This window comes from Paenarthrobacter sp. NPDC091711 (assembly GCF_044756605.1).
Classification (GTDB): domain Bacteria; phylum Actinomycetota; class Actinomycetes; order Actinomycetales; family Micrococcaceae; genus Arthrobacter.
This window is the reverse complement of sequence record NZ_JBIVTF010000004.1, coordinates 146,288-170,868: the sequence shown is the minus strand read 5'-3', so window position 1 is coordinate 170,868 and position 24,581 is coordinate 146,288. Positions and strand designations below refer to the sequence as shown.

At 61.1% G+C, this 24,581-nt stretch carries 24 protein-coding genes, 1 other RNA gene and 1 riboswitch; of the genes, 7 read left to right on the top strand and 18 right to left on the bottom strand.

Annotated elements, in window-relative coordinates:
* The first annotated feature begins 1 nt into the window (after position 1).
* The 5 genes from ACIQH5_RS08660 to ACIQH5_RS08640 all read left to right on the top strand — a co-directional run bounded on the left by ACIQH5_RS08660 (position 2) and on the right by ACIQH5_RS08640 (position 5,346).
* On the top strand, positions 2-1,117 hold the full coding sequence (locus ACIQH5_RS08660) for a ribosome small subunit-dependent GTPase A (protein ID WP_400402113.1): 1,116 nt from the start codon (positions 2-4) through the stop codon (positions 1,115-1,117).
* 55 nt (positions 1,118-1,172) lie between these two features.
* The gene (hisN, locus tag ACIQH5_RS08655; RefSeq protein ID WP_062066273.1) at positions 1,173-1,985 is read left to right on the top strand and encodes a histidinol-phosphatase; all 813 of its coding nucleotides are present in this window, start codon (positions 1,173-1,175) and stop codon (positions 1,983-1,985) included.
* Between the two features lie 180 nt (positions 1,986-2,165).
* Positions 2,166-2,279, top strand: a riboswitch (SAM riboswitch).
* A gap of 32 nt (positions 2,280-2,311) precedes the next feature.
* Complete coding sequence (locus ACIQH5_RS08650) at positions 2,312-3,721, top strand: aminotransferase class V-fold PLP-dependent enzyme (RefSeq protein WP_400402110.1); 1,410 nt, start codon at positions 2,312-2,314, stop codon at positions 3,719-3,721.
* 77 nt (positions 3,722-3,798) lie between these two features.
* Positions 3,799-4,623, top strand: a complete 825-nt coding sequence (locus ACIQH5_RS08645; protein WP_400402494.1) for a class I SAM-dependent methyltransferase — start codon at positions 3,799-3,801, stop codon at positions 4,621-4,623.
* Positions 4,624-4,632: 9 nt separating this feature from the next.
* Entirely contained in the window at positions 4,633-5,346 is a 714-nt protein-coding gene (locus ACIQH5_RS08640; protein ID WP_400402108.1) for a metal-dependent transcriptional regulator, read from the top strand.
* 18 nt (positions 5,347-5,364) lie between these two features.
* Here the strand turns inward: ACIQH5_RS08640 and ACIQH5_RS08635 are convergent, their stop codons facing one another.
* The gene (locus ACIQH5_RS08635) at positions 5,365-6,825 is read right to left on the bottom strand and encodes a DHA2 family efflux MFS transporter permease subunit (protein WP_400402105.1); all 1,461 of its coding nucleotides are present in this window, start codon (positions 6,823-6,825) and stop codon (positions 5,365-5,367) included.
* A gap of 31 nt (positions 6,826-6,856) precedes the next feature.
* Between ACIQH5_RS08635 and ACIQH5_RS08630 the strand changes: the two genes are divergently transcribed.
* Complete coding sequence (locus tag ACIQH5_RS08630) at positions 6,857-7,225, top strand: hypothetical protein (protein ID WP_400402103.1); 369 nt, start codon at positions 6,857-6,859, stop codon at positions 7,223-7,225.
* Positions 7,226-7,241: 16 nt separating this feature from the next.
* On the opposite strand, the gene ACIQH5_RS08625 is transcribed toward ACIQH5_RS08630, so the two are convergent.
* The 14 genes from ACIQH5_RS08625 to ACIQH5_RS08560 all read right to left on the bottom strand — a co-directional run bounded on the left by ACIQH5_RS08625 (position 7,242) and on the right by ACIQH5_RS08560 (position 18,683).
* Positions 7,242-8,225, bottom strand: coding sequence for a S1C family serine protease (locus ACIQH5_RS08625; protein ID WP_400402102.1), 984 nt, complete (start codon positions 8,223-8,225; stop codon positions 7,242-7,244).
* 173 nt (positions 8,226-8,398) lie between these two features.
* Positions 8,399-8,767: a transfer-messenger RNA gene (gene ssrA / locus ACIQH5_RS08620) on the bottom strand.
* 98 nt (positions 8,768-8,865) lie between these two features.
* A complete protein-coding gene (smpB, locus tag ACIQH5_RS08615) occupies positions 8,866-9,336 on the bottom strand; it encodes an SsrA-binding protein SmpB (protein WP_017198498.1) in 471 nt (156 codons plus the stop codon).
* Between the two features lie 76 nt (positions 9,337-9,412).
* Entirely contained in the window at positions 9,413-10,828 is a 1,416-nt protein-coding gene (locus ACIQH5_RS08610) for a peptidoglycan DD-metalloendopeptidase family protein (protein WP_400402100.1), read from the bottom strand.
* Positions 10,829-10,884: 56 nt separating this feature from the next.
* Positions 10,885-11,799 (bottom strand): permease-like cell division protein FtsX, encoded by a 915-nt coding sequence (gene ftsX / locus ACIQH5_RS08605; protein WP_400402098.1) that lies wholly within the window; start codon positions 11,797-11,799, stop codon positions 10,885-10,887.
* The gene (gene ftsE, locus ACIQH5_RS08600) at positions 11,796-12,560 is read right to left on the bottom strand and encodes a cell division ATP-binding protein FtsE (protein WP_017198501.1); all 765 of its coding nucleotides are present in this window, start codon (positions 12,558-12,560) and stop codon (positions 11,796-11,798) included. The genes ftsX and ftsE overlap by 4 nt, the downstream gene beginning before the upstream one ends.
* 188 nt (positions 12,561-12,748) lie before the next feature.
* Entirely contained in the window at positions 12,749-13,867 is a 1,119-nt protein-coding gene (prfB, locus tag ACIQH5_RS08595) for a peptide chain release factor 2 (protein ID WP_400402096.1), read from the bottom strand.
* A 78-nt stretch (positions 13,868-13,945) separates the two neighbouring features.
* Positions 13,946-14,335 carry a pilus assembly protein TadG-related protein gene (locus ACIQH5_RS08590; protein WP_400402492.1) on the bottom strand — a complete coding sequence of 130 codons (390 nt, stop codon included), beginning with the start codon at positions 14,333-14,335 and terminating at the stop codon, positions 13,946-13,948.
* A 65-nt stretch (positions 14,336-14,400) separates the two neighbouring features.
* Positions 14,401-14,790 carry a hypothetical protein gene (locus ACIQH5_RS08585; protein WP_400402093.1) on the bottom strand — a complete coding sequence of 130 codons (390 nt, stop codon included), beginning with the start codon at positions 14,788-14,790 and terminating at the stop codon, positions 14,401-14,403.
* 127 nt (positions 14,791-14,917) lie between these two features.
* Positions 14,918-15,343, bottom strand: coding sequence for a TadE family protein (locus ACIQH5_RS08580; protein WP_400402091.1), 426 nt, complete (start codon positions 15,341-15,343; stop codon positions 14,918-14,920).
* 7 nt (positions 15,344-15,350) lie between these two features.
* Complete coding sequence (locus tag ACIQH5_RS08575; RefSeq protein WP_400402090.1) at positions 15,351-15,587, bottom strand: hypothetical protein; 237 nt, start codon at positions 15,585-15,587, stop codon at positions 15,351-15,353.
* 80 nt (positions 15,588-15,667) lie between these two features.
* Positions 15,668-16,609: a type II secretion system F family protein gene (locus ACIQH5_RS08570; protein ID WP_400402088.1), complete on the bottom strand. Its 942-nt coding sequence runs from the start codon at positions 16,607-16,609 to the stop codon at positions 15,668-15,670.
* Entirely contained in the window at positions 16,606-17,460 is an 855-nt protein-coding gene (locus ACIQH5_RS08565; RefSeq protein WP_400402087.1) for a type II secretion system F family protein, read from the bottom strand. Before ACIQH5_RS08565 ends, ACIQH5_RS08570 begins: the two co-directional genes overlap by 4 nt.
* On the bottom strand, positions 17,460-18,683 hold the full coding sequence (locus ACIQH5_RS08560) for a CpaF family protein (RefSeq protein ID WP_400402085.1): 1,224 nt from the start codon (positions 18,681-18,683) through the stop codon (positions 17,460-17,462). Before ACIQH5_RS08560 ends, ACIQH5_RS08565 begins: the two co-directional genes overlap by 1 nt.
* A gap of 284 nt (positions 18,684-18,967) precedes the next feature.
* Between ACIQH5_RS08560 and ACIQH5_RS08555 the strand changes: the two genes are divergently transcribed.
* Positions 18,968-21,712 carry a GH25 family lysozyme gene (locus tag ACIQH5_RS08555; RefSeq protein ID WP_400402084.1) on the top strand — a complete coding sequence of 915 codons (2,745 nt, stop codon included), beginning with the start codon at positions 18,968-18,970 and terminating at the stop codon, positions 21,710-21,712.
* A gap of 70 nt (positions 21,713-21,782) precedes the next feature.
* On the opposite strand, the gene ACIQH5_RS08550 is transcribed toward ACIQH5_RS08555, so the two are convergent.
* The 3 genes from ACIQH5_RS08550 to ACIQH5_RS08540 form a co-directional block, all read right to left on the bottom strand.
* Entirely contained in the window at positions 21,783-23,129 is a 1,347-nt protein-coding gene (locus ACIQH5_RS08550; protein WP_400402083.1) for a neutral/alkaline non-lysosomal ceramidase N-terminal domain-containing protein, read from the bottom strand.
* Positions 23,130-23,289: 160 nt separating this feature from the next.
* On the bottom strand, positions 23,290-23,697 hold the full coding sequence (locus ACIQH5_RS08545) for a hypothetical protein (protein WP_400402082.1): 408 nt from the start codon (positions 23,695-23,697) through the stop codon (positions 23,290-23,292).
* A 309-nt stretch (positions 23,698-24,006) separates the two neighbouring features.
* Positions 24,007-24,453 (bottom strand): hypothetical protein, encoded by a 447-nt coding sequence (locus ACIQH5_RS08540; RefSeq protein WP_400402080.1) that lies wholly within the window; start codon positions 24,451-24,453, stop codon positions 24,007-24,009.
* Positions 24,454-24,581 lie beyond the last annotated feature (128 nt).

Below are 24,581 nucleotides of genomic sequence, written 5' to 3'. Positions count from 1 at the left end.
CATGGGCCGTAACGCACGCTCCTGGGACGAATCCGATGTCCGGATCCGTCCCAGCAAAAAAGGATCCAGGCCTCGCACCAAAGACCGCCCCAGCCACGATGACGCCGTGATTGGCAGGATCATCACCGTGGACCGCGGACGGTACAGGGCAATTGTTGGCGAAGATTCCGCCGAAGAACGCATCGTTATTGCAGCCCGTGCCCGTGAACTGCGGCGTAATCCCGTTGTCCCTGGCGACTTTGTCGCCTTGGTCGGGGACGTCTCAGGCTCACCTGACACCCTGGCGCGCCTGGTCCGGGTGGAAGAGCGAAAGACGCTGCTCCGCCGCAGTGCTGACGATACCGACCCGATTGAACGGGTTGTGGTGGCCAATGCCGATCAACTCGTTGTGGTTGTTGCAGCAGCCAACCCCGAACCGCGTACCGGATTCATTGATCGTGCGCTGGTGGCAGCATACGACGCCGGCATTGAGCCGCTGCTGCTCATCACCAAGGCGGATGTCAAAGACCCGGCCGAACTCCTTGCCAATTACTTGAGCTTGGACTTTCCCGTGATCATCAGCCGGACTGCTGATTCCGAGGCCGGCGGCATCGATGCCCGCTCGGACGATGGGCTCTCAGCCCGCCTGGACAAGGACGCTGTATCCCAGCTGCGCTCACACCTCGGTGGAAAAGTCACGGTCATGCTCGGCCACTCCGGCGTGGGTAAATCCACCATGGTTAATGCCCTGACAGGTGCAGAGCGCGCCACGGGCGGTGTCAACGCGGTGACAGGCCGGGGCCGACACACCTCATCCTCGGCTTTGGCACTCAAACTTGACGATGCTCCCTCCGGCAGCTGGATCATCGACACTCCCGGCATTCGATCCTTCGGCTTGGCGCATGTGGACCCGGACCGGATCCTGCATTCATTCCCGGATCTCGAGCCCGGCACGGAGACCTGCGACCGCGGTTGCAAGCATGGTGCCAACGCTACTAACTGCGGTCTGGATGCATGGGTGAACGATGGCCATGCCGGCCCGTCAGGAGTAGCACGACTGGCCTCCCTGCGCCGCCTGCTCGGTGCAGACCCAAGGCTCGAAGCCAAAGAGACCAAGGAGCTGGGAACCGTCAACTAATCGTTGCCGGCTTCACCTCCCCACTGCAGCGAACGTTTCAGGATAGTTTGGTGGCATGACCCAACCCGTTTCCACCTACAACGATGACCTGCGCCTTGCCCATGTCCTCGCTGATTCAGTCGACGCCCAGACCATGGATCGCTTCAAGGCACTGGACCTGCAGATCGAAACCAAGCCCGACCTCACGCCGGTAACTGACGCTGACAAGGCCGCTGAAGAAGCAATCCGCGGCCAATTGTCCCGCTCCCGTCCGCGGGATGCGGTCCTCGGCGAGGAGTTCGGCAGCAGTGGACACGGTTCGCGCCGTTGGATCATCGACCCCATTGACGGCACCAAAAACTTTGTCCGCGGCGTCCCGGTGTGGGCAACACTGATCGCCCTCGTCGACGAAGGGGAACCCGTGGTGGGCGTAGTCAGTGCGCCGGCCCTGGGCAAGAGATGGTGGGCTGCCAAGGACATGGGCGCCTACATGGGCCGCTCCCTCGCCTCGGCAACGCGGCTCAAGGTGTCGAACGTCTCCCGCCTGGCCGATGCTTCCATGTCATATTCCAGCCTTTCGGGGTGGAAGGAACGCGGCAACCTGGATGAATTCATGGGGCTCACCGAAGACATCTGGCGCACCCGCGCCTACGGTGACTTCTGGTCTTACTGCCTCGTGGCCGAGGGTGCGGTCGACATCGCCTGTGAGCCGGAGTTGAACCTCTACGACATGGCAGCCCTCGTCCCCATCGTCACTGAGGCCGGCGGCCGCTTCACGTCCTTGGAGGGCGAAGACGGTCCCTTTGGCGGCAATGCCTTGGCAACGAACTCGATCCTGCACTCGGAGGTCCTCAAGCGACTGAACCCCGGACTGGACGACCTTCTTTAGTCCTTACGCTCCTCGCTCATCAGACGTGCGACGGAATTTTCGACGGCGGAGGCCCTCTTTGAGGAGCCTTCGCCGTCTTTTATTCGGCCAAGTGGGCGATTGCCATTCGACGTAACAAAAGGCTTAACAAAGGGAAGCGGCTTTGGAAGGGCGCCCGGACGTGCCTTAGCCTTTTTTACAGGTCACGAGTGCCAGCGCTAAACCCCGGTTTGCTGGCCGGCAACCCTCCATTCGCGGTGGGGTGCCCCGGGTGACGACCCGGCCGGTCCGGAACGGATGCGGCAAGCGCGGATCCCCCTATGGGGGTCCCTCTTGAGTGAGGTCCCATGAGCACTGTCACGTTCGACTCAAACACCCTTCCGTCTTTCGTTGAGGAAACCGCTGCAGAGGCGGCTGCGGCGGCACGTCCGCTCGCCGCGGTCACAGGCGCCGAGCTGCAGGCCCCACTGATTCAGGGTGGGCACGTCCGTTACGCCAACCTCGACTACGGTGCTTCGGCGCCCGCCCTGACCATTGTCTCGGCCCACCTCAACGAGGTCCTGCCCTATTACGCCAGCGTTCACCGGGGAGCCGGGTACGCCTCCCAAATCAGCACCTCGGTGTACGAGAATTCACGGAACATCGTTCGGGATTTCGTCGGCGGCCGGCCTGATGATTCCGTGATCTTCACACGCAACACCACGGACTCCTTGAACCTCCTGGCCGGATGCCTGCCGCAGGTGGACGGCGAATTCACGGGCGAGGTCCTCTACCTGGACATCGAGCACCACGCCAACCTGCTTCCCTGGCAAGGAGTCCCCCACCGCAGCGTCGTTGCGGCGCCAACCTTGGCCGAGACGCTGGACAAGCTCCGCGCCGAGCTTGCCCAAGGCGGAGTCAGCCTGCTGGCCGTCACCGGCGCCTCGAACGTTACAGGCGAAATCCTTCCCATCGCCCGGCTTGCTTCGCTGGCCCACGAACACGGCGCACGAATAGTGGTGGACGCAGCCCAGCTCGCGCCGCACCGCCGAATCAACATCACCGAGGCTGACGTCGACTACCTGGTCTTCTCCGGACACAAGCTCTACGCCCCCTTTGGCGCCGGCGTCGTGGTAGGCCGTCCGGACTGGCTCGACGCCGGGACTCCGCACCTTGCCGGGGGCGGCGCTGTTCGTGAAGCCCGTTTGGACTCGGTCAGCTGGGCCGCTGGACCCGCCCGACACGAAGGCGGCTCCCCCAATGTGCTCGGCGCCGCGACACTCGCCCGGGCCACCCAGGTACTGGCAGGGCTGGACCAGGACGCGTGGCACGCCCATGAATCCGCCATCCGCTCCTACCTGGTCAAGGGGCTGGAAGCGATCGACGGCGTGACCGTCCACAAGATCTTCGATGACTCGCTGGACACCATTGGCGTGGTCAATTTCTCGGTGGAAGGATTCGACGCCGGTTTGGTTGCCGCTTATCTCGCGGCTGAACACGGAGTGGGCCTGCGTGATGGCCGCTTCTGCGCGCACCCGCTCCTCAAGCGCCTCGGCCTTCCCTCGGGATCTTTGCGCGCCAGCTTCGGCGTCGGCTCCCGGTTGGAGGATGCCACCAGACTGCTCGCAGGCATCGAAGGACTCAAGCGCAACGGACTCGGCTGGGACTACGTGGTGGACGAAGGCCGCTGGGTTCCGGCCAACGACCACCGTAGCTACCCCGAGTGGGCACCGAACACTCCGGGCACTGCAGGTGCAGCTCCCTGCACTGTCGACTAGAAGCAGTGGCGGCCGGATTCCATGCGGTAAATTCGTAGGGTACTTTTAGCCACCCTCCGAAGGAGTTCTGCGTGTCCCTGCACTCCCAGGGCACCGCGAGCGATGCGGCCGGCATCCCCGGACCAGCAGGACCGCGAGGCCCAAAACTGCATGCCACCCGCAGGCTCGAACTTGGCCAGAGCTTTCAGGACGGCGGAGAACATTACCACCGCGTGCGTCCGGGTTATCCCGCTGATTCGGTGGACTGGCTCGTCCCGCCGGAGGCCCAATCCGCGGCCGATCTCGGAGCGGGCACCGGCAAGTTCACGGCTCTCCTTGTGGACCGCGGACTGGAGGTTGCCGCCGTCGATCCTTCCACGGACATGCTGGAGCAACTGCACAAGGCCTACCCCCACGTCAATGCGCAGGAGGGAACGGCAGAGGCAACTGGACTGGCGGACTCAGCATTCGACGTCGTCAGTGTTGCCCAGGCCTGGCACTGGTGCGAGCCCCTCGCAGCGAGCACGGAGATCGCCCGGATCCTGCGGCCACATGGCGTCCTGGGGCTGATCTGGAACCAGCTGGACACCTCACATCCCTGGGTACATCGCCTTTCCCGCATCATGCATGCGGGCGATGTCCATAAGCCCGGATTCCGGCCAGTCATCGGCCCGGAATTCAGGGGCCTGGAAAGCCACCTGACCACGTGGGAGGATGCACTGACTCCGGAGGACATCATGGAACTGACCAAATCCCGCAGCTACTATCTCCGCGCTAACGACGCCACCCGGGCAAAAGTCATGGGGAACCTGACATGGTACCTGTACGACCACCTTGGTCATGCCCGCGGCGAAGCCATCGCTTTGCCGTACATGACGCAAACCTGGCGGGCATTCAAGGTTCAGGGTCCAACGCCACGGTAGGCTTGGAGTGTGAAGACCAGTACGCCCTCCTCCTCGATTGAGGACTACGTCAAGGTCATCTACTCCTACACGGAGTGGCAGGACAAGCCAATTACCTCGTCCCAACTCGCCCAGCGTCTGGGAGTGGCTAATTCATCAGTGTCCGAGATGGTGCGCAAACTCAAGGACCAAGGCCTGGTTGACCACCAACCCTACAGCGCCATCAGATTGACCTCGGATGGCATGCGCCTCGCGCTGTCCATGGTGCGCCGTCACCGCCTCATTGAGACATACCTGGTGGAGGAACTCGGCTACAGCTGGGACGAAGTCCACGACGAAGCCGAGATGTTGGAGCATGCGGTGTCCGATACCTTCATCGAACGCATGTCGGCCAAACTTGGCCATCCTGTCCGCGACCCGCACGGGGATCCGATTCCGTCGGCTGACGGTTCGGTTGAGTTGCCGCACGCCTACCGAATGATCGAGTTGGACCAGGGTCACTCGGGCCGCATCACGCGGATCAGTGACGAGAACCCTGACCTCCTCCGGTACCTTGCCTCGGAAGAGATCGCCTTGGACGCCCCGGTTGAAGTGGTGGGACGTAAGCCCTTCGGCGGTGCACTGGTGGTACGCATCGGCAGCGGAGCCCAAGGCCGCGAGTTCGACCTCGCGGACGAAGTCACCTCGGCCTTGTGGGTCCAGAGCTCCGAGACGCACGAAGGGTGCGTTCTTCCGGCCCGCTAAGCCGACTCATGACACCGGTCAGCCGCGCTGCCCGGCCGCGCCGCCGTCGTCGTCTTCGGACGCTGCAGCAGGTTCGCCGGCAGCTGGCGCGGTGCCCTCCCGCACAGGATTCCGGATCCCTGCCGCCGACGCCAAGGCGCCGAACAGGAAAAGTCCTGCAGTCACCAGCAAGGCGTTGTAAAGGCCATCCCGGGTAAAGGCCGGCCCCACAATGACCCCGGCGAAGGCTATGGAGATCAGACCCGCAATACGCGCTACGGCGTTGTTCACCGCCGAACCAATCCCGGCCTCCTCGGGCGGGACGGCACCAAGAATTGCAGCCGTGAGCGGCGCCACAAGAGTCGCCAGTCCAAGGCCAAACACTATCTGGCCAGGCAGCACCTGCGTCCAGTAGTTGAGGGGCTCTTGAACACTGAGCGACATCAGGAAACCCACAGCGCACAGCAGCGGGCCGATCGTCATGAACCATCGTGGGCCGTATTTCCCTGCAAGGCCGCCAAAGTAGGACGCACCCAGCATCAGGATGACGGTGCCGGGAAGCAGCGCCATACCCGCCACCGTCGCTCCCATGCCGCCCACCTGCTGCAGATAGATGCCCAACACGAAGAAGCCCAGAGAGATGGCCGCGTAGATGGCCAGGGTGGCGAGATTACCCCAGGCAAAGTTGCGGATACCAAAGAGCCTGAGCGGCAACATGGGCTCAGCAGTCCGGGACTCGTGGATGAGGAACAGCACCATGGCCGCTATGCCCGCCAGGAGCGGAACCCACACTTGAGGGCTGCTCCACCCCATCCTTCCCTGTTCGATAAACGCAAATACCGCCCCGCCCAAGCCCACCATGGCCAGGACAGCTCCCAGGTAATCAATGCTTTTGCTCTTGTCCCTCGCAGCGTCGGACGCCCGGAGCCCGGCAAGCATGGGCCAAATGGCCACTGCTGGAATGACGTTGATGAAGAAGATGAACCGCCAGGAAAGTAGGTCCACAGCCACGCCACCTATGAGCGGACCCACAATGGCCGCGGCGCTTGTCCAGCCGGACCACTGCCCAATGGCCTTCGACTGCGCCGGGCCTGAGAACGACGAGATGATCATGGCGAGCGAACTCGGAACCAGGAGGGCGCCGGCGATTCCCTGAAGTGCCCGGGACACCACCAGTACTTCGCCGGTCCACGCCAACCCGCACATCACCGAAGTCAGGGCGAAACCGGCCAGTCCCCATTCAAGGATCCTTGCTCTGCCGAAATGGTCGGACAACGAGCCCGCTACCAGGATCAGCGCCCCCAGCGTCAGCAGATACGCATCCACCACCCACTGCTGGATGACCAAGCCACCACCCAGTTCACGCCCGATGGCCGGGAGTGCGAGATTCACCACAAATCCATCAAGGATGGCAATGAATGAAGCCACTATTGCCACCACGAGGACGCGCCGTTGGAGCGGGGTACTCGGCAGCAGGGCCGCTGCGTCAGTCATGTGCACAGCCTACGCCGGGAAAGTCCCGTATCGTTGAATGGTGATTAGCAGACGTGATGCCGCATTGGCCCTGGATATTTCGATGGAAATGGCCCAGCGCCACGGCATTCCGTCCCGCCTCTCCGAGGCAGAACTCAGGGACATGCAGGACAACCCCCCGGCGTGGCTGGTACAGTCCCGGGCCAACCGCACCGGCAAACGACCAGTCTGGGTCCACCTGACGTGTGCTGTGTGTGGATACACCGAGGCCGTACGTCCCAAGAAATGGTGGCCGGACTTTTCCTTCGTCTTCTGTGGCACCCACCGGAACAGCGAGCTCCCCGAACTCTTCCTCGGTGACGTCCGCAGCGAATATGAGGGCGTCGGCAGCAGATTCGTCGGCGTGGTGGACGTTCGCAAGGACTAGCCTGGACACAATCAGCCTAGGCCTGCTGACTCATTTCAGACGGGACGCCAATCAGCCTCAGTGCTTTCCCTTCCCTGAGAACCGTTAGTGGGAAAGGCTGGCCGATAGCCTCTGCAAACAGCAATTTCTGCAGGCTTTCAGCACTCGAGACCGCACGGTCCAGAGCACGCAGCACCACATCTCCCGGCTGGAGTCCAGACAACTCCGCTGGCGAGCCTGGGATCACTTCCACCACACGCAGACCCTCATGCTGCCCCGTCCTCACCACTGCACTGGCATCCAGGGGAATCGGGGTGCTCACCAACCCCAGGTAGGCACGGCGGACCCGCCCGTCCTTCAGCAGCGAAGCGATGATGCGTTGTGTGGTGGTGTTAATAGGTATCGCCAGTCCCAGCCCGAGACCCGCAACAGCTGTGTTGATGCCCACGATGCGTCCCCTCGTATCAGCCAGCGCGCCACCGGAGTTTCCCGGGTTGAGCGCAGCATCAGTTTGAATGACGTCCTCGATCACCCGCCTGTGCTCACCCGCCCTTACGGGGATGGAGCGTCCCAATCCACTCACCACTCCGGCAGTTACCGAGCCACCCAGACCCAGCGGGTTTCCCACGGCAATCACCAATTGACCCACCCTGAGCGTCTCTGCGTTGCCCAACAGCGCCGGCGGCGGGGCTGGCTTCACTCCGCGGACAATGGCGAGGTCGGAGAGCGGATCAGCGCCAACCAGCTCCACCTTCGAATGTTTGCCGTCTGCGAAGACGGCCTGGCCGGACTGCATACCGGCCACCACGTGGGCATTAGTCAGCATGTACCCGTCACCGGTGAACACCACAGCTGAGCCGCTACCGCCCCGAACCCGGCCACGGCGGTCCGTACTCGTCATCTCGATTGCGGCAACGTGGGGTGTCACTGACTCAGCAACGCGAATGACGATCCGCGAGTAGGCGTCCAGCGGCTCATAGTCGTCTGCCGCCTGTTCATCGAATGCCGGATTCCTCGTCATTACGTGCCTCCTGCCAGAACCCTGCCTTGATTCACTTCAACGTCCGAAAGGCGTCTATTCACTACAACCGGCAAGCCTTGGCCGGTAGTCCGGAAGTCGCTACGCCGTAGGTGAACGCTGGTGCAGTCGGCAAAAAGAAAGCCCCCGGATCACAAGGATCCGAGGGCTTTCCGGGGTGGAGATGGGGGGAATTGAACCCCCGTCCGATGTCGTTTTGTCAGGGCTTCTCCGGGCGCAGTTCGCGTCGGAATTTCTCGGCCCCAGCCATCCTGCGAACAAGTGGCTGATCCGGGCCCAGTCATCTAAGAGTCCCGTTTACCTCAATGACGAAGGCAAACAGCAGTGGCTATCTAAATGACGCCAGGAACCGGGGCGATAGCAACCCCGGGCTGACGGACTGTCTTACTGCTTAGGCAGCGAGAGCGAAGTCAGTGCGCTTAGATTCGGCACTTATTGGTTTGCAGACAGCGTTTACGAGATAATTCTGCATCCTCGGCCCGCTTCACCTGTCGCGACTAACATCGTCGAAACCGATCATCCCCGTATTTTGTTACCAAACCCGACAGGAGTCTTTGAACTCCCGTCGGACTACCTATCATAACGCATTCATCCGGTGGATCATTCCCCGGACACAGTGTTGCTAGCGTCGGTTGCGTTCCCGCAACTCGCGCAGTGATTCACGCTTATCCTGCTGCTCGCGGAGGGTCTGCCGCTTGTCGTAATCCTTCTTGCCGCGGGCAATGGCGATTTCCACCTTGGCCCGGCCGTCCAGGAAGTACAACTGGAGAGGTACAACGGTGAAACCGGACTCGCGGATCTTTTGCGAAATCTTGTCCAATTCATCCCGGTGCAACAAGAGCTTACGACGCCGACGGGCGGCATGGTTAGTCCAGCTCCCCTGGTGGTACTCGGGGATGTGGATGCCCTCCATCCACAGCTCGTCGTTGTAGAACGTGCAGAAGCCATCAACCATGGAGGCATGGCCTTCACGGAGGGACTTCACCTCGGTACCCATGAGGGCAATGCCAGCCTCATAGGTATCCAGGACATGGTAGTTATGCCGGGCCTTCCGATTGGTGGCCACTACCTTACGGCCACTTTCCTTGGGCACGGTAGAACTCCTTGTTAGATACGGATTTCAACTAGTGTACGCCAGCACGGCGGAGTCTCCGCGCGCTGTGAGCACGCTACAGGAGGGTCATGGGGTCCACCGCGGCACTGTTGAGCCAGGTTTCAAAGTGCGCGTGGCACCCTGTCGAGTTACCCGTGCTCCCCGAATAGGCGATGAGTTGCCCCGCCGATACCTGCTGGCCATTCGCCACCACAATGCTGCTGTTGTGGTAGTAGATGGTGGTCAGTGAGTTGCCTTGCACCACGCCATGGGAGATTTTCACTCGCCATCCGCCGCCATCGGCCGAGTTCCAGCCAGAATTGAAGACTTCGCCGGCAGCCGCTGCATAGACAGGCGTGCCGCACGCCGCCCCGAAGTCGATCCCCGTGTGCATGTAACCGCCGGTGCCATAGAAATCAATGGTGCCTGGTGGCGTTGCCCGCCAGCCGAATCCAGAGGTAATGGGGACAGCACTTGCGAAGGGGTGACGGAGACCGAACGCTGACGGCGAACCCGCGGGCGGCGGAGAATACGGCGGCTCAGGGGGCGCAGGCCTGCCTTGGGCGGCTGCTGCAGCCGCGGCAGCGGCCGCAGCCGCTTCTGCGATACGACGCTGCTCGGCTTCCCAGGCTTCCCTCAACTTCCGGTCGCGCTCCACGATTTCGGCGGCGACCGTACTCTGTTCTGCCTTGACCCGGGCAAGGTTGGCTTCGATGCCGGGCTTGGCAGCTTGAAGCTGTCCGTTCAGGCGGGTGGTGTCCTCAATCAGCTTATCGACTTCAGCTTTCTTGCTCGCAGCTTCATCCCTCGCCGACTTCTCGCGCGCCAGCGCGTCGTCCGCCTTGCTCTTCAGGTCCTGGATTTCTTCTTCGACAGCAACAAGTCTCGCCTGCGAGTTCACGTTGGTGGCGTTCTGCTGAGTGAGTTTAGTCATCGCCGCGTTTTGGCTTCGCATGGCCTGATCAGCCAAGTCCATGGATTCAGTCAGACTGCCGGATTCGCTGGAGCCGAACAGAAGCGCAATATTGGTGGGCACACCACCGGATTTGTAAGCCTGGGAGGCGATCTGGCCGATCAGCTTCTTGGTGTCAGTGATCTTCTGCTTGTCGCTCTCCAGCTGCTCCGTAATCTTGGCCTTGTTCTGCTGGGCGAGCTCTACCCTCGCAGCAAGCGCCTCTACTTCCTTGACCGCGCTAGCCACCCGCCCCTGCGCCTCAAGCAGGGCCTGCTGCGCGCCGGGAAGCCGGCCTTGGTAGATCACAAGGTCCCCGGCGGCCTTCGCGATGTTTGAGTCAACGAACTCCAGCGAAGCCTGGACCCGGGCCGCTTCTGCTTCCAAGGCAGCTTGCTGGTCCTCGAGGCTGTCGGCTTGTGCAGTTGGAGCTCCGGACAGCAGGCTGACTGCCAGCCCCACGGCAAGAACCGCCCCCAGAAACCGAGCATGGCCGGACGCAAAGCGCCGGCGCAGGGGGTTCGGGTCCAACGTGGTCATCAGGAGTCCTTTTCGCTTGTCAGCATGGCAGTTGTTTCAAACAGGGCGTCCACGGGCTACACCTTCAGGTAACGCCGAAGGGTCAACAGCGAAGATACACCAGCCAGGCCGGCGCCGAGCGCCACCAGAACGGGCGCGATCACCAGGACCTGAGTGGAAGAGATGAACGGGGTATTCAGGAACTGCCTCGACAAATCACCGTTAAGCCAGAAGTGCGCCATGAGCCAGAGCGTTACGGAGGCAAGGAGCGCCCCCACAACGGCGGCAATGACACCTTCGAGGATGAACGGCAGCTGAATCACCATCTTTGACGCGCCCACCAAGCGCATGATTCCCGTCTCCCGCCGTCGGCTGAACGCCGACAACCTGATGGTGGTGGTGATCAGCAGGACCGCGCAGAAGATCATCACCGCCGCGACGCCTATGGCCGCAACCGATGCCCCGTTCATCCAGGAAAAGATACGTTCCAGCACCTGCCGTTGGTCGCTGACCGTCTCAACACCTGGCTGGGAGGAAAACGTCTCGCTGATGATCTCGTACTTCTCAGGGTTCTTCATGTTGATGCGGAAGGAAGCTGGGAGCTGGTCTTCAGAAACGGAATCCACGATCGGCGAATTGGAGAACTGCTCCTTGAAATGCTTGTACGCCTCGGCTTGGGACTCAAACTGGAAATCGTTGATGTACGGCTTGACCGCCGGGGATTCAAGCATCGCCTGAAGGTTCGCCTGCTGTTCCTTGGTGGCCGAACCCGAAGCACAGCCGACCGCCGTCGAACCGTCATTGCAGAGGAAGACGGCCACCTGGACTTTGTCGTACCAAAAGCCCTTCATCTGGTTGATCTGCATCTGCAGCATTCCTGCCGCCCCGACGAACGTCAGGGAAACAAAAGTTACCAGGACCACGGAAATTACCATGGAGAGGTTCCGGCGCAGCCCACTGCCGATTTCCCCCAGGATGAACAAGAGCCTCACAGCTGTGCCCCCTGCGCGCGGTTGAGTTCCTCGCCGCTGGCATCCCTCAAGCGGCGCGACTCCCCAACCACCGGAATCATCGAGGTGTACAGGGCCTTCGCTTCGTCGCGAATAACCTTGCCGTTCTTGAGTTCCACCACGCGGCGGCGCATCTCGTTGACGATGTCGTCGTCGTGGGTTGCCATGACTACAGTGGTGCCGTTCTGGTTGATTTTGTCCAGGACTCCCATGATTCCCATCGAGGTTATGGGGTCCAGGTTTCCGGTGGGTTCGTCCGCCAGCAAAATGCCAGGACGGTTTACGACGGCGCGCGCGATCGCCACGCGCTGCTGCTCGCCACCGGAGAGTTCATGTGGCATACGGCGTTCTTTGCCCTCCAAGCCAACGGTCTTCAAGACCTCCGGCACGGTCTCCCGAATAATGGAGCGGCTCTTTCCAATCACCTGCATGGCAAAAGCTACATTCGCGAAGACGTTCTTCTGCGGGAGCAACCGGAAGTCCTGGAAAACAACGCCGATTCCGCGCCTGAGCTTCGGCACACGCCAGCTCGATATGTTGGCAACGTTCTGGCCAGCAACGTACACGGAGCCGGACGAGGCTTTGTCCTCTTTCAGGATCAACCGAAGGAAGGTGGACTTACCTGAGCCTGAGGCGCCCACCAGGAAGGTGAATTCGCCGCGGTTGATCTCAAGGCTCACAGAATCGAGCGCCGGTCGGGCATTCTGCTCGTAGACCTTGGTGACATTCTCAAATCTGATCATGGCCCTTTAGAACCCCGCCGGACATGACGTAGCCGCCCAGTCCAACAGCCGGAGCACGGGCTTTCGATGGGGGAAGTGAGAGCACCGGCCACTCGACTATACGCACGAGTGAGCCGTGATTCCGCGGCTTTCAAAGGCGTGTCGCAGAATCCGAAGCCTCACGTGACCCATGCCACGCCTTAAGTCTCCTAGTTGGCTGCTGCGTTTCGGTTGCCCGTACGCCAGCGAATGCCGGCGTCAATGAAGTCATCAATTTCGCCGTCAAGAACCGCTGAGGTGTTACCCACTTCGTGTTCCGTCCGCAGGTCCTTGACCATTTGGTAGGGGTTGAGCACGTAGGAGCGCATTTGATCGCCCCAGGATGCTTTGACGTCTCCGGCGAGAGCCTTCTTTTCCGCGTCCTGTTGTTCTTTTTTAACCAGCAGCAATCGCGACTGGAGAACCCGCATGGCGGCGGCCCGGTTTTGAAGCTGGGATTTCTCATTCTGCATGGAAACCACAATGCCCGTAGGGATATGCGTCAGCCTTACCGCGGAGTCAGTCGTGTTGACGGACTGGCCACCCGGACCGGAGGAACGGAAGACGTCAACACGGATCTCGTTATCCGGGATTTCGATCGAGTCTGTCTGCTCAATCAAAGGGATCACTTCAACTGCTGCGAAGGATGTTTGGCGGCGACCCTGATTATCGAAAGGACTGATGCGGACCAGTCGGTGCGTGCCCGCTTCGACGCTCAATGTGCCGAAGGCGTAGGGTGCCTTCACTTCAAAGGTGGCGGATTTCAGGCCCGCTTCTTCAGCGTAGGACGTGTCCATAACAGTGGTGGGGTAGCCGTGGCGCTCCGCCCACCGCAAGTACATCCTCATCAGCATCTCGGCGAAATCGGCAGCATCGACGCCACCGGCTCCTGCCCTGATAGTGACTACAGCCTCGCGCTCGTCATACTCCCCGGACAAGAGAGTGGTTATTTCAAGATCCGCCAGAGCCTTGCGGATGGACGAAAGTTCCTTGGCGGCTTCCGCCATGGAGTCCTCGTCGCCCTCGTCCTGGCCGAGTTCCACCAGAACTTCGAGGTCGTCAATCCGGGAATCAAGCTTGGAGAGGCGCTCAACTTCAGACTGCCTGTGCGACAAACGTGAGGTTATTACTTGCGCGGAAGCAGGATCGTCCCAAAGGTCCGGAGCCCCGGCCTGCTCGCTCAGTTCAGCGATCTCAGCCTTGAGGGCATCGACATCGGTGACGTTCTCGATGGAGCTGTACGTTGCTCGAAGTGCGCGGATTTCCGCGGGAAAATCAATTTCAGCCATGATCATCCCAGCGTACGCTATCCGTTGCACTCCCAGACGGCTCCCCTGTGCCGGAGGGGCAGCTCCCTGCCATACGGATTATTCCTGGGTCAGTCGGGATCGGGCTGTTGCCTTCGCCTCAATCAGAATCCCATCGGGCAGCAGAAAACTGATCACGGGAGGGTGCACCACGGCGGTGAGGACTACTACCGCCGTCCCGCCGGGCTCGCTTCCGGTACCTCCCGCGACCGCCAGGTCCTGTTGCCGCGAAAAGGCCTTACTGGCTTCGAGGTACGAGTATGTTGCAGCCAGCACTCTGCCATCCACCAAGGAAGTAGCAGGCATGCTGCCTCCCCCGATATCCCCCACCGTGTAAGAGTCCGCGGCCGCGAGCGCTGCTCCGTCGGCCAAGGACAGCAGCTTCTTGTGCTCCAGGTACACCGCTGAAGCAGCCATCACCACGGAAGCGAGGAGGAGGGACAAGAGCACGAAGCCCACGATGAGAACGGTTATTTGACCCTCTTCCCGTGTCCCGCTTCCTGCAGAGACCGCCCTCACTGGTAACGCCCCACAACCTGTGATGCGGAAGCACTCACCCGGCTTGCCTTCAACTGCAGCGAGTCCCCGAACGGCATCAAAGGCAATGAAACATCCAGATTCACCGTCACGGTCACCGTTGTACCGGCCGATGAACAATCCGCTCGATCGCACTCAATCGATACGGAGGCAAATTCGGGTGAATGACCATAATCCTTGAGGGCAACAAGCACGCTGCGCTCCGCAGCAATCCTCGCGCTGTCCGGGTCCGCTTGAGCCACGAACACTTTTGCTGCCTGATCCGCAGCACCCACCACCGCAAACGACCCGCCTTGGATCTGACTTACGGTCACCACGAAGTAGACCACGGGGACCATGAGCAGCAACGCGAGAAACGTGAATTCCACAACGGCGCTACCCTGTTGTGCTTCAGGATTCGAAGACCTATCAGCCGTGCTGCCAGAAGACCTGGCCGGCATACACAGACCCTCCCGCACCCTTTGGCGGAAAGCGGTCACCCGCGCCTTCCATGACTCACCCCGGAAGATCAGCATGTCCTTTGACCTCCAATACTTCACCGGGACCGATCAGGCCAACAACCGGCAACGGGGCCCTCACCGTCACTTCCAAGGTTCGGATCCCATCAATGGTGATTTCCGTCGACGTGATGTCGCGGGCAAAATCGCTGTTCAACGCACCACCGATCAACTCAGCAGTCCTGGCCCGGGCATCCATGAGCGTGCGGTCCGATAACGCTCCGTACCGCGCCCCGGAAGCGGCTGCATCGATGAGCGTGTTCCGAACATGCAGGACCAGCATGAGTTGAACAATCGAGATAAAGAACAAGGTCAGCAATGCACCGACCAACACGAAGTCGACCACCGCTGATCCGCGCTCGTTCACCGTTGTCACCGGCTCTGAGTGAGCTTGGCCGTGGCCGAGCCAGGCATGGTTCTCCATCCCGCGCCTACTTGCCAACCTTGCTCATTGCCTGATTGAAAAGGTCGCTCAGCGCCGGCGTGGCGATGGCAAGAAGTCCTGCCACGAGAATCGCGGACATGAGGGTGATCATCACCCAGCCAGGAACATCACCGCGCTCGGGGTCATCCTGTGCGGGCAACGCCCTCCGGGCCACAACGAACAACCAGGCAGAGCAGAAGAGCAGGATGGAAACAACGGACAGGTTGATTGACATTCGTTTCATGATTTTCCCCAATGTATTTGAGTAGTTGCTGACTTGACGTGGCTTGATGTGGGCGGCCGGGGTGGACGGTGACAGGGGCGTTAGAGGCTCATTTCCAAGGCGGCGATGGCAGGGAAAGCGGCAAAAACAACGGTCAGTGGGAGCACACCGAAGACGAGCGGAACCATCATGGCAATCTCTTTTCTTCCCGCGGACTCCATGAGGTCACGCTGTGCGGCATCGCGAACGTCCGCTGCCTGCGCCCGAAGGACGTCCGCCAATGGAGTCCCGCGCTCCACAGCCACCACCAGGCCGTCGATGAACCTGACCAAAGGTGGCAGTTCCGCCCTTGATGAGAAGGCCTGGAGTGCCTCCGTCAGCGGCTTGCCGGATCTGGTATCCGCCAGGATCGTGGCGAACTCCCCGGAGAGCTCACCCTGGGAACTTCGGCTTACCCTGTCCATCGCGCCCATGGCGCTCTCCCCCGCCGCGACAGCGAGCGCCATCAGCTCCGCGAGGCTGGGAAACTCAGACAACATCCTTGACTCCCGGCGTTTGATGGTCTGCCCCAGGAGATAGTCGCGAAGCAGGTAGCCGCCCAATGCGCTACCGACGACAGCGATGCATGACACGGCCGGGCTGAAGCGGCCGGCGGTGGCGCCGGCGACAACCACCAGCACAGCAAGCACAAAAGCGGCACCGGCCCACAGGAGCTGCTCGGCCCGAAAGTCCAGCGTTGATTTTGTTGAACCGGCACGGGCAAGCCGCTTCGCCAGGGCCGTGGACCCCACATTGAAGCGGGACATGGAGGTGACGGCATCCCGAATGATCGGTCTGAGTATTCTTTCCAACGGCCCAAACGGCGTGAGATTGTGCGTGGGCCTGCGGAGAAGGCGCGATTCGAGATTCTGCGACTTCAACTGGGGGTCGATCCGATCGGAGAATCTCCGTCCCCGCATGAACGGGAGCCGCACCAGGATCAACCAACATCCGGCACCCAGAAACAGGCCGCACAGCACGGCGAAAGCGGTTGACGTGTTCATCCGAAAACCCGCTCATCCTCTGGCAAGGCGCCGACGCGAAGCATCACGGAGTAGCAGACAACAGAAACCAGGAGGCCTCCAAGCAACACCATGGCGCCAAGGCCGGAGTTGAAGGCCAGCATGGCTTCAGGCCGGCTGGCCATGACCACCAAAACTATCCAAGGCGCAGCTACAGCAAGCCGGGCGGCATTGATGGTCCACGACTGACGGGCTTCAAGCTCGCTGCGCGTCCGCGCACTGTCCCGCAGGAAGCCCGACAAAGTTCCCAACATTCGACCGAGGTCGGAGCCACCTACTTCACGGGTCATTCGCAGGGCCTCAATGATGCGGTCGGCCACGGGATCTGCAAGGCGTTCTTTGAGTTTGTTAACTGCGGCCTCAAAATTACCGGCGGCTCTGTAGTCGGCCCCGAAATCCAGGAACAATTCCCTTAGCTCTTCGGGCCCGTTGTGTCCCAGCTGGATCAGGGCCTCCGGCAGTGCGAGGCCGGCACGGATCGCCGAGCGCAGGTGGTCAACGACGTCCGGCCACAACTGCCGTAGTGCATTCCTGCGCTTTCGCGCCCGCCAACGCACAGTTGCAAAAGGAGTCCAGGAACCGAAAAGTGCAAAACACAGGGCAACTGACGGGGATCCTGTCAGCACATAGAACACAAGCAGCGCAAAGAGGCCAATACCGGTGCAGGTGAGAAGGAGCCCGGCCCCGGAGACTTTCTCGATTCCTGCTGACATCAGGAGGAGGTCCAAGCGTCGGGGCCTCTTTCTTTTTGGCTCAGAAGGTGGCTGGACCCAGGCGGACCACCACACGAGGAATACTCCCAAACCACCGACGATTCCAAGGAGCGGCGCCATTAGTTCGACTCCAGGAGGGCAGCGACGTCGAAGCCTGCCCGGGCAAACTTGTCCGCTGCCGGCATGGAGTTGGCCCGCGGCTGTAGCTGCCCCGCAACCATTCCGAAGACACCCGAGGACTCGATGATCCCGTTCTCCACCCTGCGTCCCAGGGACAGGATTTCGGTCACTTGCCTGCGCCCGGTGGCATGGCGTCCGCAGTGCACTACGAGGTCAATGCAGGATGCGACGGTGGGCACTACGAAAGCACTCGAAATGTTCGCCCCGGCCAGGAGCGGGAGGGTGCAGATCTTAGTGACGGCGTCGTGGGCGGAGTTTGCGTGCACGGTACACATCCCGGGCAACCCGGAGTTCAGTGCAATGAGCATGTCGAGGCTTTCCGCTTCGCGAACCTCTCCGACTATCAGACGATCCGGACGCATCCGGAGCGCTTCCTTGACAAGACGCCGCAGGGGAATTTCGCCTTCACCTTCGAGATTGGGTTGGCGGCATTGCAATCCCACCACGTCACGCAGGGGAAGCTGCAGCTCAAAGATTTCCTCAACCGTGACGACGCGTTCGCGCGATCCGATGCTGGAAGCCAGGCAATTCAACATGGTGGTCTTCCCGGCTTGGGTCGCCCCTGACACCAGAATGTTGAGTCCGCTCGCGACCGATGCACCAAGGAACCTGGCGGCCTGGGGCGTCAGGCTCCCGAGCTCCACCAAATGTTCGAGCCGGCTTGCCCTCGCGATGAATTTCCTGATGTTGACAGCCCAGTGCTTCCTGGTGATGTCCGGGATAGCTACGTGCAGCCTTGAGCCGTCCGGAAGGGCAGCGTCCACGAAGGGGGACGACACATCCACGCGACGCCCGGAACTCTTGAGCATCCTTTCCACGAGATCGCGCACTTGCTGCTCAGTGAGACTTATGGCCGTCAGCTCGGATTCCCCGTTGCGGGCCACGTAGATTTCGTGGGGGGCGTTGATCCAAAGCTCTTCTACTGTCGGATCATCCAGGAGTGGTTGCAGCGGGCCGAATCCCGCCACCGCATCAAAAATGTGTTGCCGGGCCGCCTCCAGGTGTCCGAGTGAAGGCAGCGGACCCAGCAATGCACGTTCGTCGTAATCGTTGACTGCGGCGTCTACAAGAAGCCGCACGTCCTTGGCTTGTTCCAACGGATCCAATCCGCGGCGTCGGATGAGTTCCCGGACTTCACCTTCGACGATTTTTACAGCATCCACTTCTCTCCCCGATGATCGCGAGCACGTAAACGAGAGGCGCATCTCGAGTTGTTCACGCTAGGCCAGCGAATTCAGTGCCTCAAGTCGCCGTGAAGGACATGTGGATAACTCTCACCATCTGTCACCTCAGTATCGTCAATCCCACTAGTCACTCCAGTTCCGGAATGTTAGGGTAAAGCCCGTTAGGAGCTGGCCTTTGGTCTCATGCGCAAGCGCCCGCCCCGGAGCTTGTCCGCAAGCCACACCATGCGCCGCTGAGCCGCGGTACAGGGCCTGATGTGAATATGAAAAAGAACTTTATGGACCCGGTCCGCCGCATCCCGCTGGCACGTGCGGCCTTGGCGCTGACTATCGCGTTGGTGGGGGGCAGTTGCCTCGGAGTACCGGCATGGGCCCAGTCCTCCGGCCCCCAGCCGGCCCCGACGTCGGACGTTCAGGAAGCGTCGCCGTCTCAGGGCCCCCGCCCGGCCGGAAATGGCTCCGATTCAGCGGCCCCCGGCAGCGAGTTGCCGGGTAACACGTCGGTGTCCGAGCAGCAAGAGCCGCTTCCCGCCGTCGAACCTTCACCAGCAGTTGCCCCAGCGCCAACATCAGACGCCTCCGGGCTGTCCGCGACGCAGCGCCCAACGGCCCAGGCATCGCCCGGCACCGCACCCGATGCCGACGCCATGAAAGCGGCAATGCGGGCGGCTATTCCGGCCGGTGGCGCTGAAATGGGCCAGAGATCACCAAGAGTGTTGTCGGCAAAGCAACAGAGCGCATCTGCGCCGCCTGCCGGGGCCAAGGGAGTTGGCGGTTCAGTGAATTCCGTCGTCCCCATGGCTGCCGACACGGGTCACTGGCGTCCCACCATCGGCATCGCCGGACAGGACGTCAGCGCCCATCAAGGCAACGTCAATTGGCAAAGCCAATGGAACCAGGGTTCCCGATGGGCGTACGTGAAGGCGTCCGAGGGCAACTACTACGTCAATGAAAACTACGCGCAGCAGTACAACGGCTCCCGTGAAGTAGGCATGGTCAGGGGCGCCTACCACTTCGCGATCCCCAACTGGTCCTCGGGTGCGGATCAAGCCAGATATTTCGTGGCCAACGGGGGTGGATGGTCTGCCGACGGTTACACCCTCCCGCCCGTCTTGGACATCGAATACAACCCCTACGCCGGACGCACCATCAACGGCTTCTACTTCGGCAACACCTGCTATGACATGTCCAAGGCCCAGCTCGGACAATGGGCAGCCGATTTCGGCAATACGGTCAAAGCCCTTACGGGCCGTTTCCCGGTCATCTACAGCACCACCGACTGGTGGAACAGCTGCGTAGGAAACAGCACGTTCGGAAGCTATCCGCTGTGGATCGCGTCGTACTGGAACAACCCCACGAACTCTCCCGGGAACCTGCCCTCCAGTTGGGGCAACTACACCATGTGGCAATACAGCAGCACCGGCCCGTTTGAGGGCGATTCGAACATCTTCAATGGCAGCTATGACCAACTCAGGACTTTTGCGCGCGGCGTTTCGTCCCCATCCAATCCCTCCATCCGCTCAGGAGCCGACCTCCTCGCCACCAGCGCGGGAGGGAGCTTGGATGCATTCCCTGCCAACGGCGCGGGCCGAATCACTGGACCGATTGCGATCGGCTCAGGATGGTCCGGGGCTACTGCGATATACGTAGTGGACTGGAACCAAGACGGCGTGCAGGACATCCTCTCTCAATGGTCAGATGGCACTTTGAAAGTGTTCAGGGGCGCACCGGGCGGAGGCTTCTACGCCCCCATCCAAGTAGGTTCCGGATGGCAGGAAATGTCACTCACTGTTGGATGGTGGAACCTCAAGGACGGATACCCTGGGGTCGTAGGCCAGGATTACCAAGGGAACCTGTACCGCTACCCGAACACCGGCGGTGGAGGCCTTGGAAATGGTAGCCTCATCGGCACAGGTTTCAGCGGGCACCAGCTGAATCAGATCGATTTTGATGGTGACGGCAACCAAGACATGGTCACAAGGACTGCCGACGGAACCCTCAGGATGTATAGATCCAACGGCGTCGGAAGCTTCCTTGGCGAACCCGCCTCTGTGATCGGGTCAGGCTGGGGTGGAATGACTGCGGTGAGTTCCTCGACGAACTTTTCAGGAGCTGACTCCCAGGGATTGCACGCCCGGGCCGCCAATGGGGACCTGTACTACTACCCCGCGTACTCAGGAAACTGGGGCGACCGCAGTCTTGTTGGTTTGGGGTGGAACGACGCTTCCCTCATCAGTGGGGCCGCCTTGGATGTCGATTCAACCCTCGGCGTCGATTCGGAAGACCTTCTGGCGGTCCGACCCGATGCCAACCTGTACCGCTACCCGGGCACCGGCACCACCGCCCTGTTGCCCCAGGACCTGGTGGGAACCGGGTGGGGCGGACTCTCGGCAGGATTCGTGACCGATTGGAACGGGGATGGGAATCTGGACATCGTGGCCCAATGGTCCGATGGCCGGCTAAACGTGTACCCCGGCAAGAGCGGCAAGGGCTTTGGCGCGCCCTTCTCCCTGGGCAGCAACTGGAAGGGCTGGACACTGACTGTAGGTACATGGAAGAAAGCCGATGCCCACCCGGGGATCGTGGGCTACGATTCGACGGGCCGGATGTATTACTTCAACAACCCATCGGGAAAGACAGTCTCCAACGGCGTATCCATCGGTGTTGGCTGGACTGGGATGGACATTGTCCAGATGGACTTCGACAAGGATTCCAATCCTGACCTGCTGGCCAAGACCAGCACCGGCGACTTGAAGTTGTATCGCTCCAACGGCACCGGGAATTTCCTGGCCGGCGCTGCGACCTTGGAAGGCACGGGCTGGAATATCATTTCCAGCTTCAACGCAGTCCGCGGATTCGACGGAGCAGGCTCCACCGGCATCATTGCCCGGACCACCATCGGCGAGCTCAGGTACTACCCCATCGGGGCGAATAAGACCTGGGGAACGGCAACCCGGATCGGCTCAGGCTGGAACGGGCTCACCATCCTGGCTCCTGCCGCTCCATAGGAAAGACGTTTGGAAGTACAACCAAAGGGTCAGCCAACGGGAGTTGGCTGACCCTTTCGTTGTGCGGGAATTACGCCAGCAATGAATTCATGGCATTGATCAGCGTGGTTTCCACCCCATTGGTCCCCGCCTTAAAGTGCGCAATGTGGCCGTAGACCGTCATTGAGCCGCCGGCAATTCCGGGGAAGTCAGGTTCCCACCCGCCCTCGTAACTGCCCAGAGGCATGGAAGCCCCAAAAAATTCGTTGCTGGGAATGTAGCAGCAGGATTCATTTGCATAGCCACCGACAATAATTCCATTGGTGCCTCCATTGAGATTCCTGAAGTAGGCAGCATAACCGCTGACCAATTCTCCACCGATCATGGCGATCTTCAACTGCGGGCTGCCGTTGAACTTCCACACTTGGAACGGTGACGGAACGGACGTGGCCACAGTGTTGCTGTCAATGCGCCCGATCATCACCTGGGCGTGCCGCTGGTACCACTGCGGTTGGCCGCTGGGGTTCGCCAGCCGGGCAACGTAGGCGGCGCGCACCGAGGCCAGGTTTCCTGCAGTCGGAGTGATGTCCAGCGGAAGCTGGACTTCCTGGTAACGGGTCACCAGCGGACCGCTGAGCGCACGGCCGGCGGACTGCATGTTGTTATTGACGGTGGCTCCCAGGGCATCGCCGTGCTGGTCGCGGAGTTCCCAGCTCCTGACGCCTCCGGGGTCTTGGTCACCGGCGGGCCCTTGGATAAACATCGCAAAGCAATCAGCGTTGCGATTCTCGATGTAGTTGCAGGCGCCGGCCGCGAAATCGCCGTCGAACAGCGTCCGCAGGCCTGCGCTGATGGGGTGGCAACCGTAACTGAAAATCACCGCGGCGGGCGTACCGTTTGACCGCCGCGCCACCAGGATGGGTACTGCGGTCTCCGTGTACGGAAGACCCACCCTGTTAGCCGCGAAGTTCTGGCTGGAGACTTTGTAGTCAAACGTCACCGCGGTTTCGTCCGCATCCAGAGCGGACTGGGCCAGATCCACGATGGTGTCTTCCAGGTCGGCGCTGTAGGAGCGAACCAGCCCCAGATCAGCCAGTCCATAGGCCATGAACGGGTGCAAAGTATCGATCAAGGCGGGTCCGTTGTGGGTGTGTGTTGCCTGGATCAGGATGTCGCTGCTGGACCATCCTGCCAGGGCTATGATCCGGTCCCGGATCCGTTGGTGCATGGCCCGCGGCAACGCCAGGACATCCAGGCTGATGATGACATGGGGGTTGGCATCTTCCCAAATCACAATAGCCCTGGCGTATAGGGGTTCAAACGGTGAACTGCTGGTGGCCTCGCGTCCACCGTCCGTGGAACCGTATCCGGCCATATACGGATTGGTGCTTAGCGACGGCGTTATATCAGCGCTTGCCGTTCCAATTCGAAACGCCATTAGAGATCACTCCTCGATTGTCCGCAACGGGTGATCGTCCTTTGCTCCAGCAAAGTCAGCTTCCCGAAAACGTTGAAATACCAAGACACGGGACCATCTTCATTACACCATGTGGACCCGCAAAGATGTGTGGATAAAAGACCTTTTAGTGGACGGGCGTTCACTGGGGCGAAGAGGTCTTTAGCCAGCGCGTGAAAAGCGCGGCTTGCGGGGCCAAAGGCGCCAGGGTCAGGGCCCCTTTCACCACGGGAACTCCATAGGCAGACAAGGAAGCAGCAAGCGTTCTGTGATCTGTGCGCGTGCATGCCCTCACGATCCGGAGGCACAGCTCGGCGGCCTGTCCGGGAGGAGCGCCCGCTGCGACTGCGGCGTTGACGGCAGCAGCTTCTTCGGGAGTCAGCACCAGCGGTCCAGGGCCCACGTAGGCCACTTGGCAGTCGGCAATGTGCATGTAGCGCGTTGACGCCCATACCTCGTCTAGGCTGGAGAACTTGCCGATCAAGCTGCCGTCGGCAGCGGTGCACGTGAATTGGTACCGGATTTTGGGCTCAGGCTTCTCAACAGCCACTTTGTTGTCTGTATCGACAACAGGGGCCATCTGCAAAGCCGAGATTTGGGACGTATATGTTTTGGTTCCTGAACAGCCGGCCAAGGCAATAGATGCCACACCGAGTTGAAGAACACTGCGCCTGCGCATGTTCACCGAGGGATCCCCACTTCATTCGGATGCTCCCCAGCTCCGCATGCATTGGTTATTCGCCCCAAGCCGTTTCCGGCTGCGTCTTAGTACATCTTCCCCTAAATCCTGAATTTGTCACTACATTTCTTTTTCAGGCGCCTGATGACCGCCATGGAACCCGCCCCAGGGACGGAATCGCTACTGCGCGGCACCAGTCCTGGTGCCGTCCGCCCATTCAGCAATGATCTTGGCCTGTGGCGCATCGGGACAGAAGGCCGCCGCAGCAGTCAAGGTTTCACGCCCGGCGTCCTTGAAGCCTCCAGGTCCGGTTTCATCGCTGATCCTGGTGCAGAGTCGCATGACGTCCAACATCACCGCGAGGTCTTGCTCCGGAGAAGCGGCGTCGGGTGCCGCCGTCGCAATCGCCTGCTGTTCGGCAGGAGTCGATTCGAAAGGCTGTTCGCCCTGGAAGGTGACCTCACAGGAGGCCATGCGCGTGTAGTTGGTGGCGGCCCACACTTCGGCCAGGCTGGAAAGCTGGACTTCCGGTGATGCGTCCAGGCTGGTGCAGCGGTAGGCGTAGCGGCCGGGCTCGTCGGCACCGGCCAGCTCCCGATCCGCAGCCGGGTCCTGTGTAGAAGACACCTCCGGCCCACTCGGTTGGGCCGGTTGGGAGGTGATGTCCGACGGCGGCTGACTGGCTTGCGCCGTGCCGCTCACAGTGGGCTGCAGGCTGGGGCCAGCTGGTGTTGGCTGCGGAGAAGGTGCTGTGC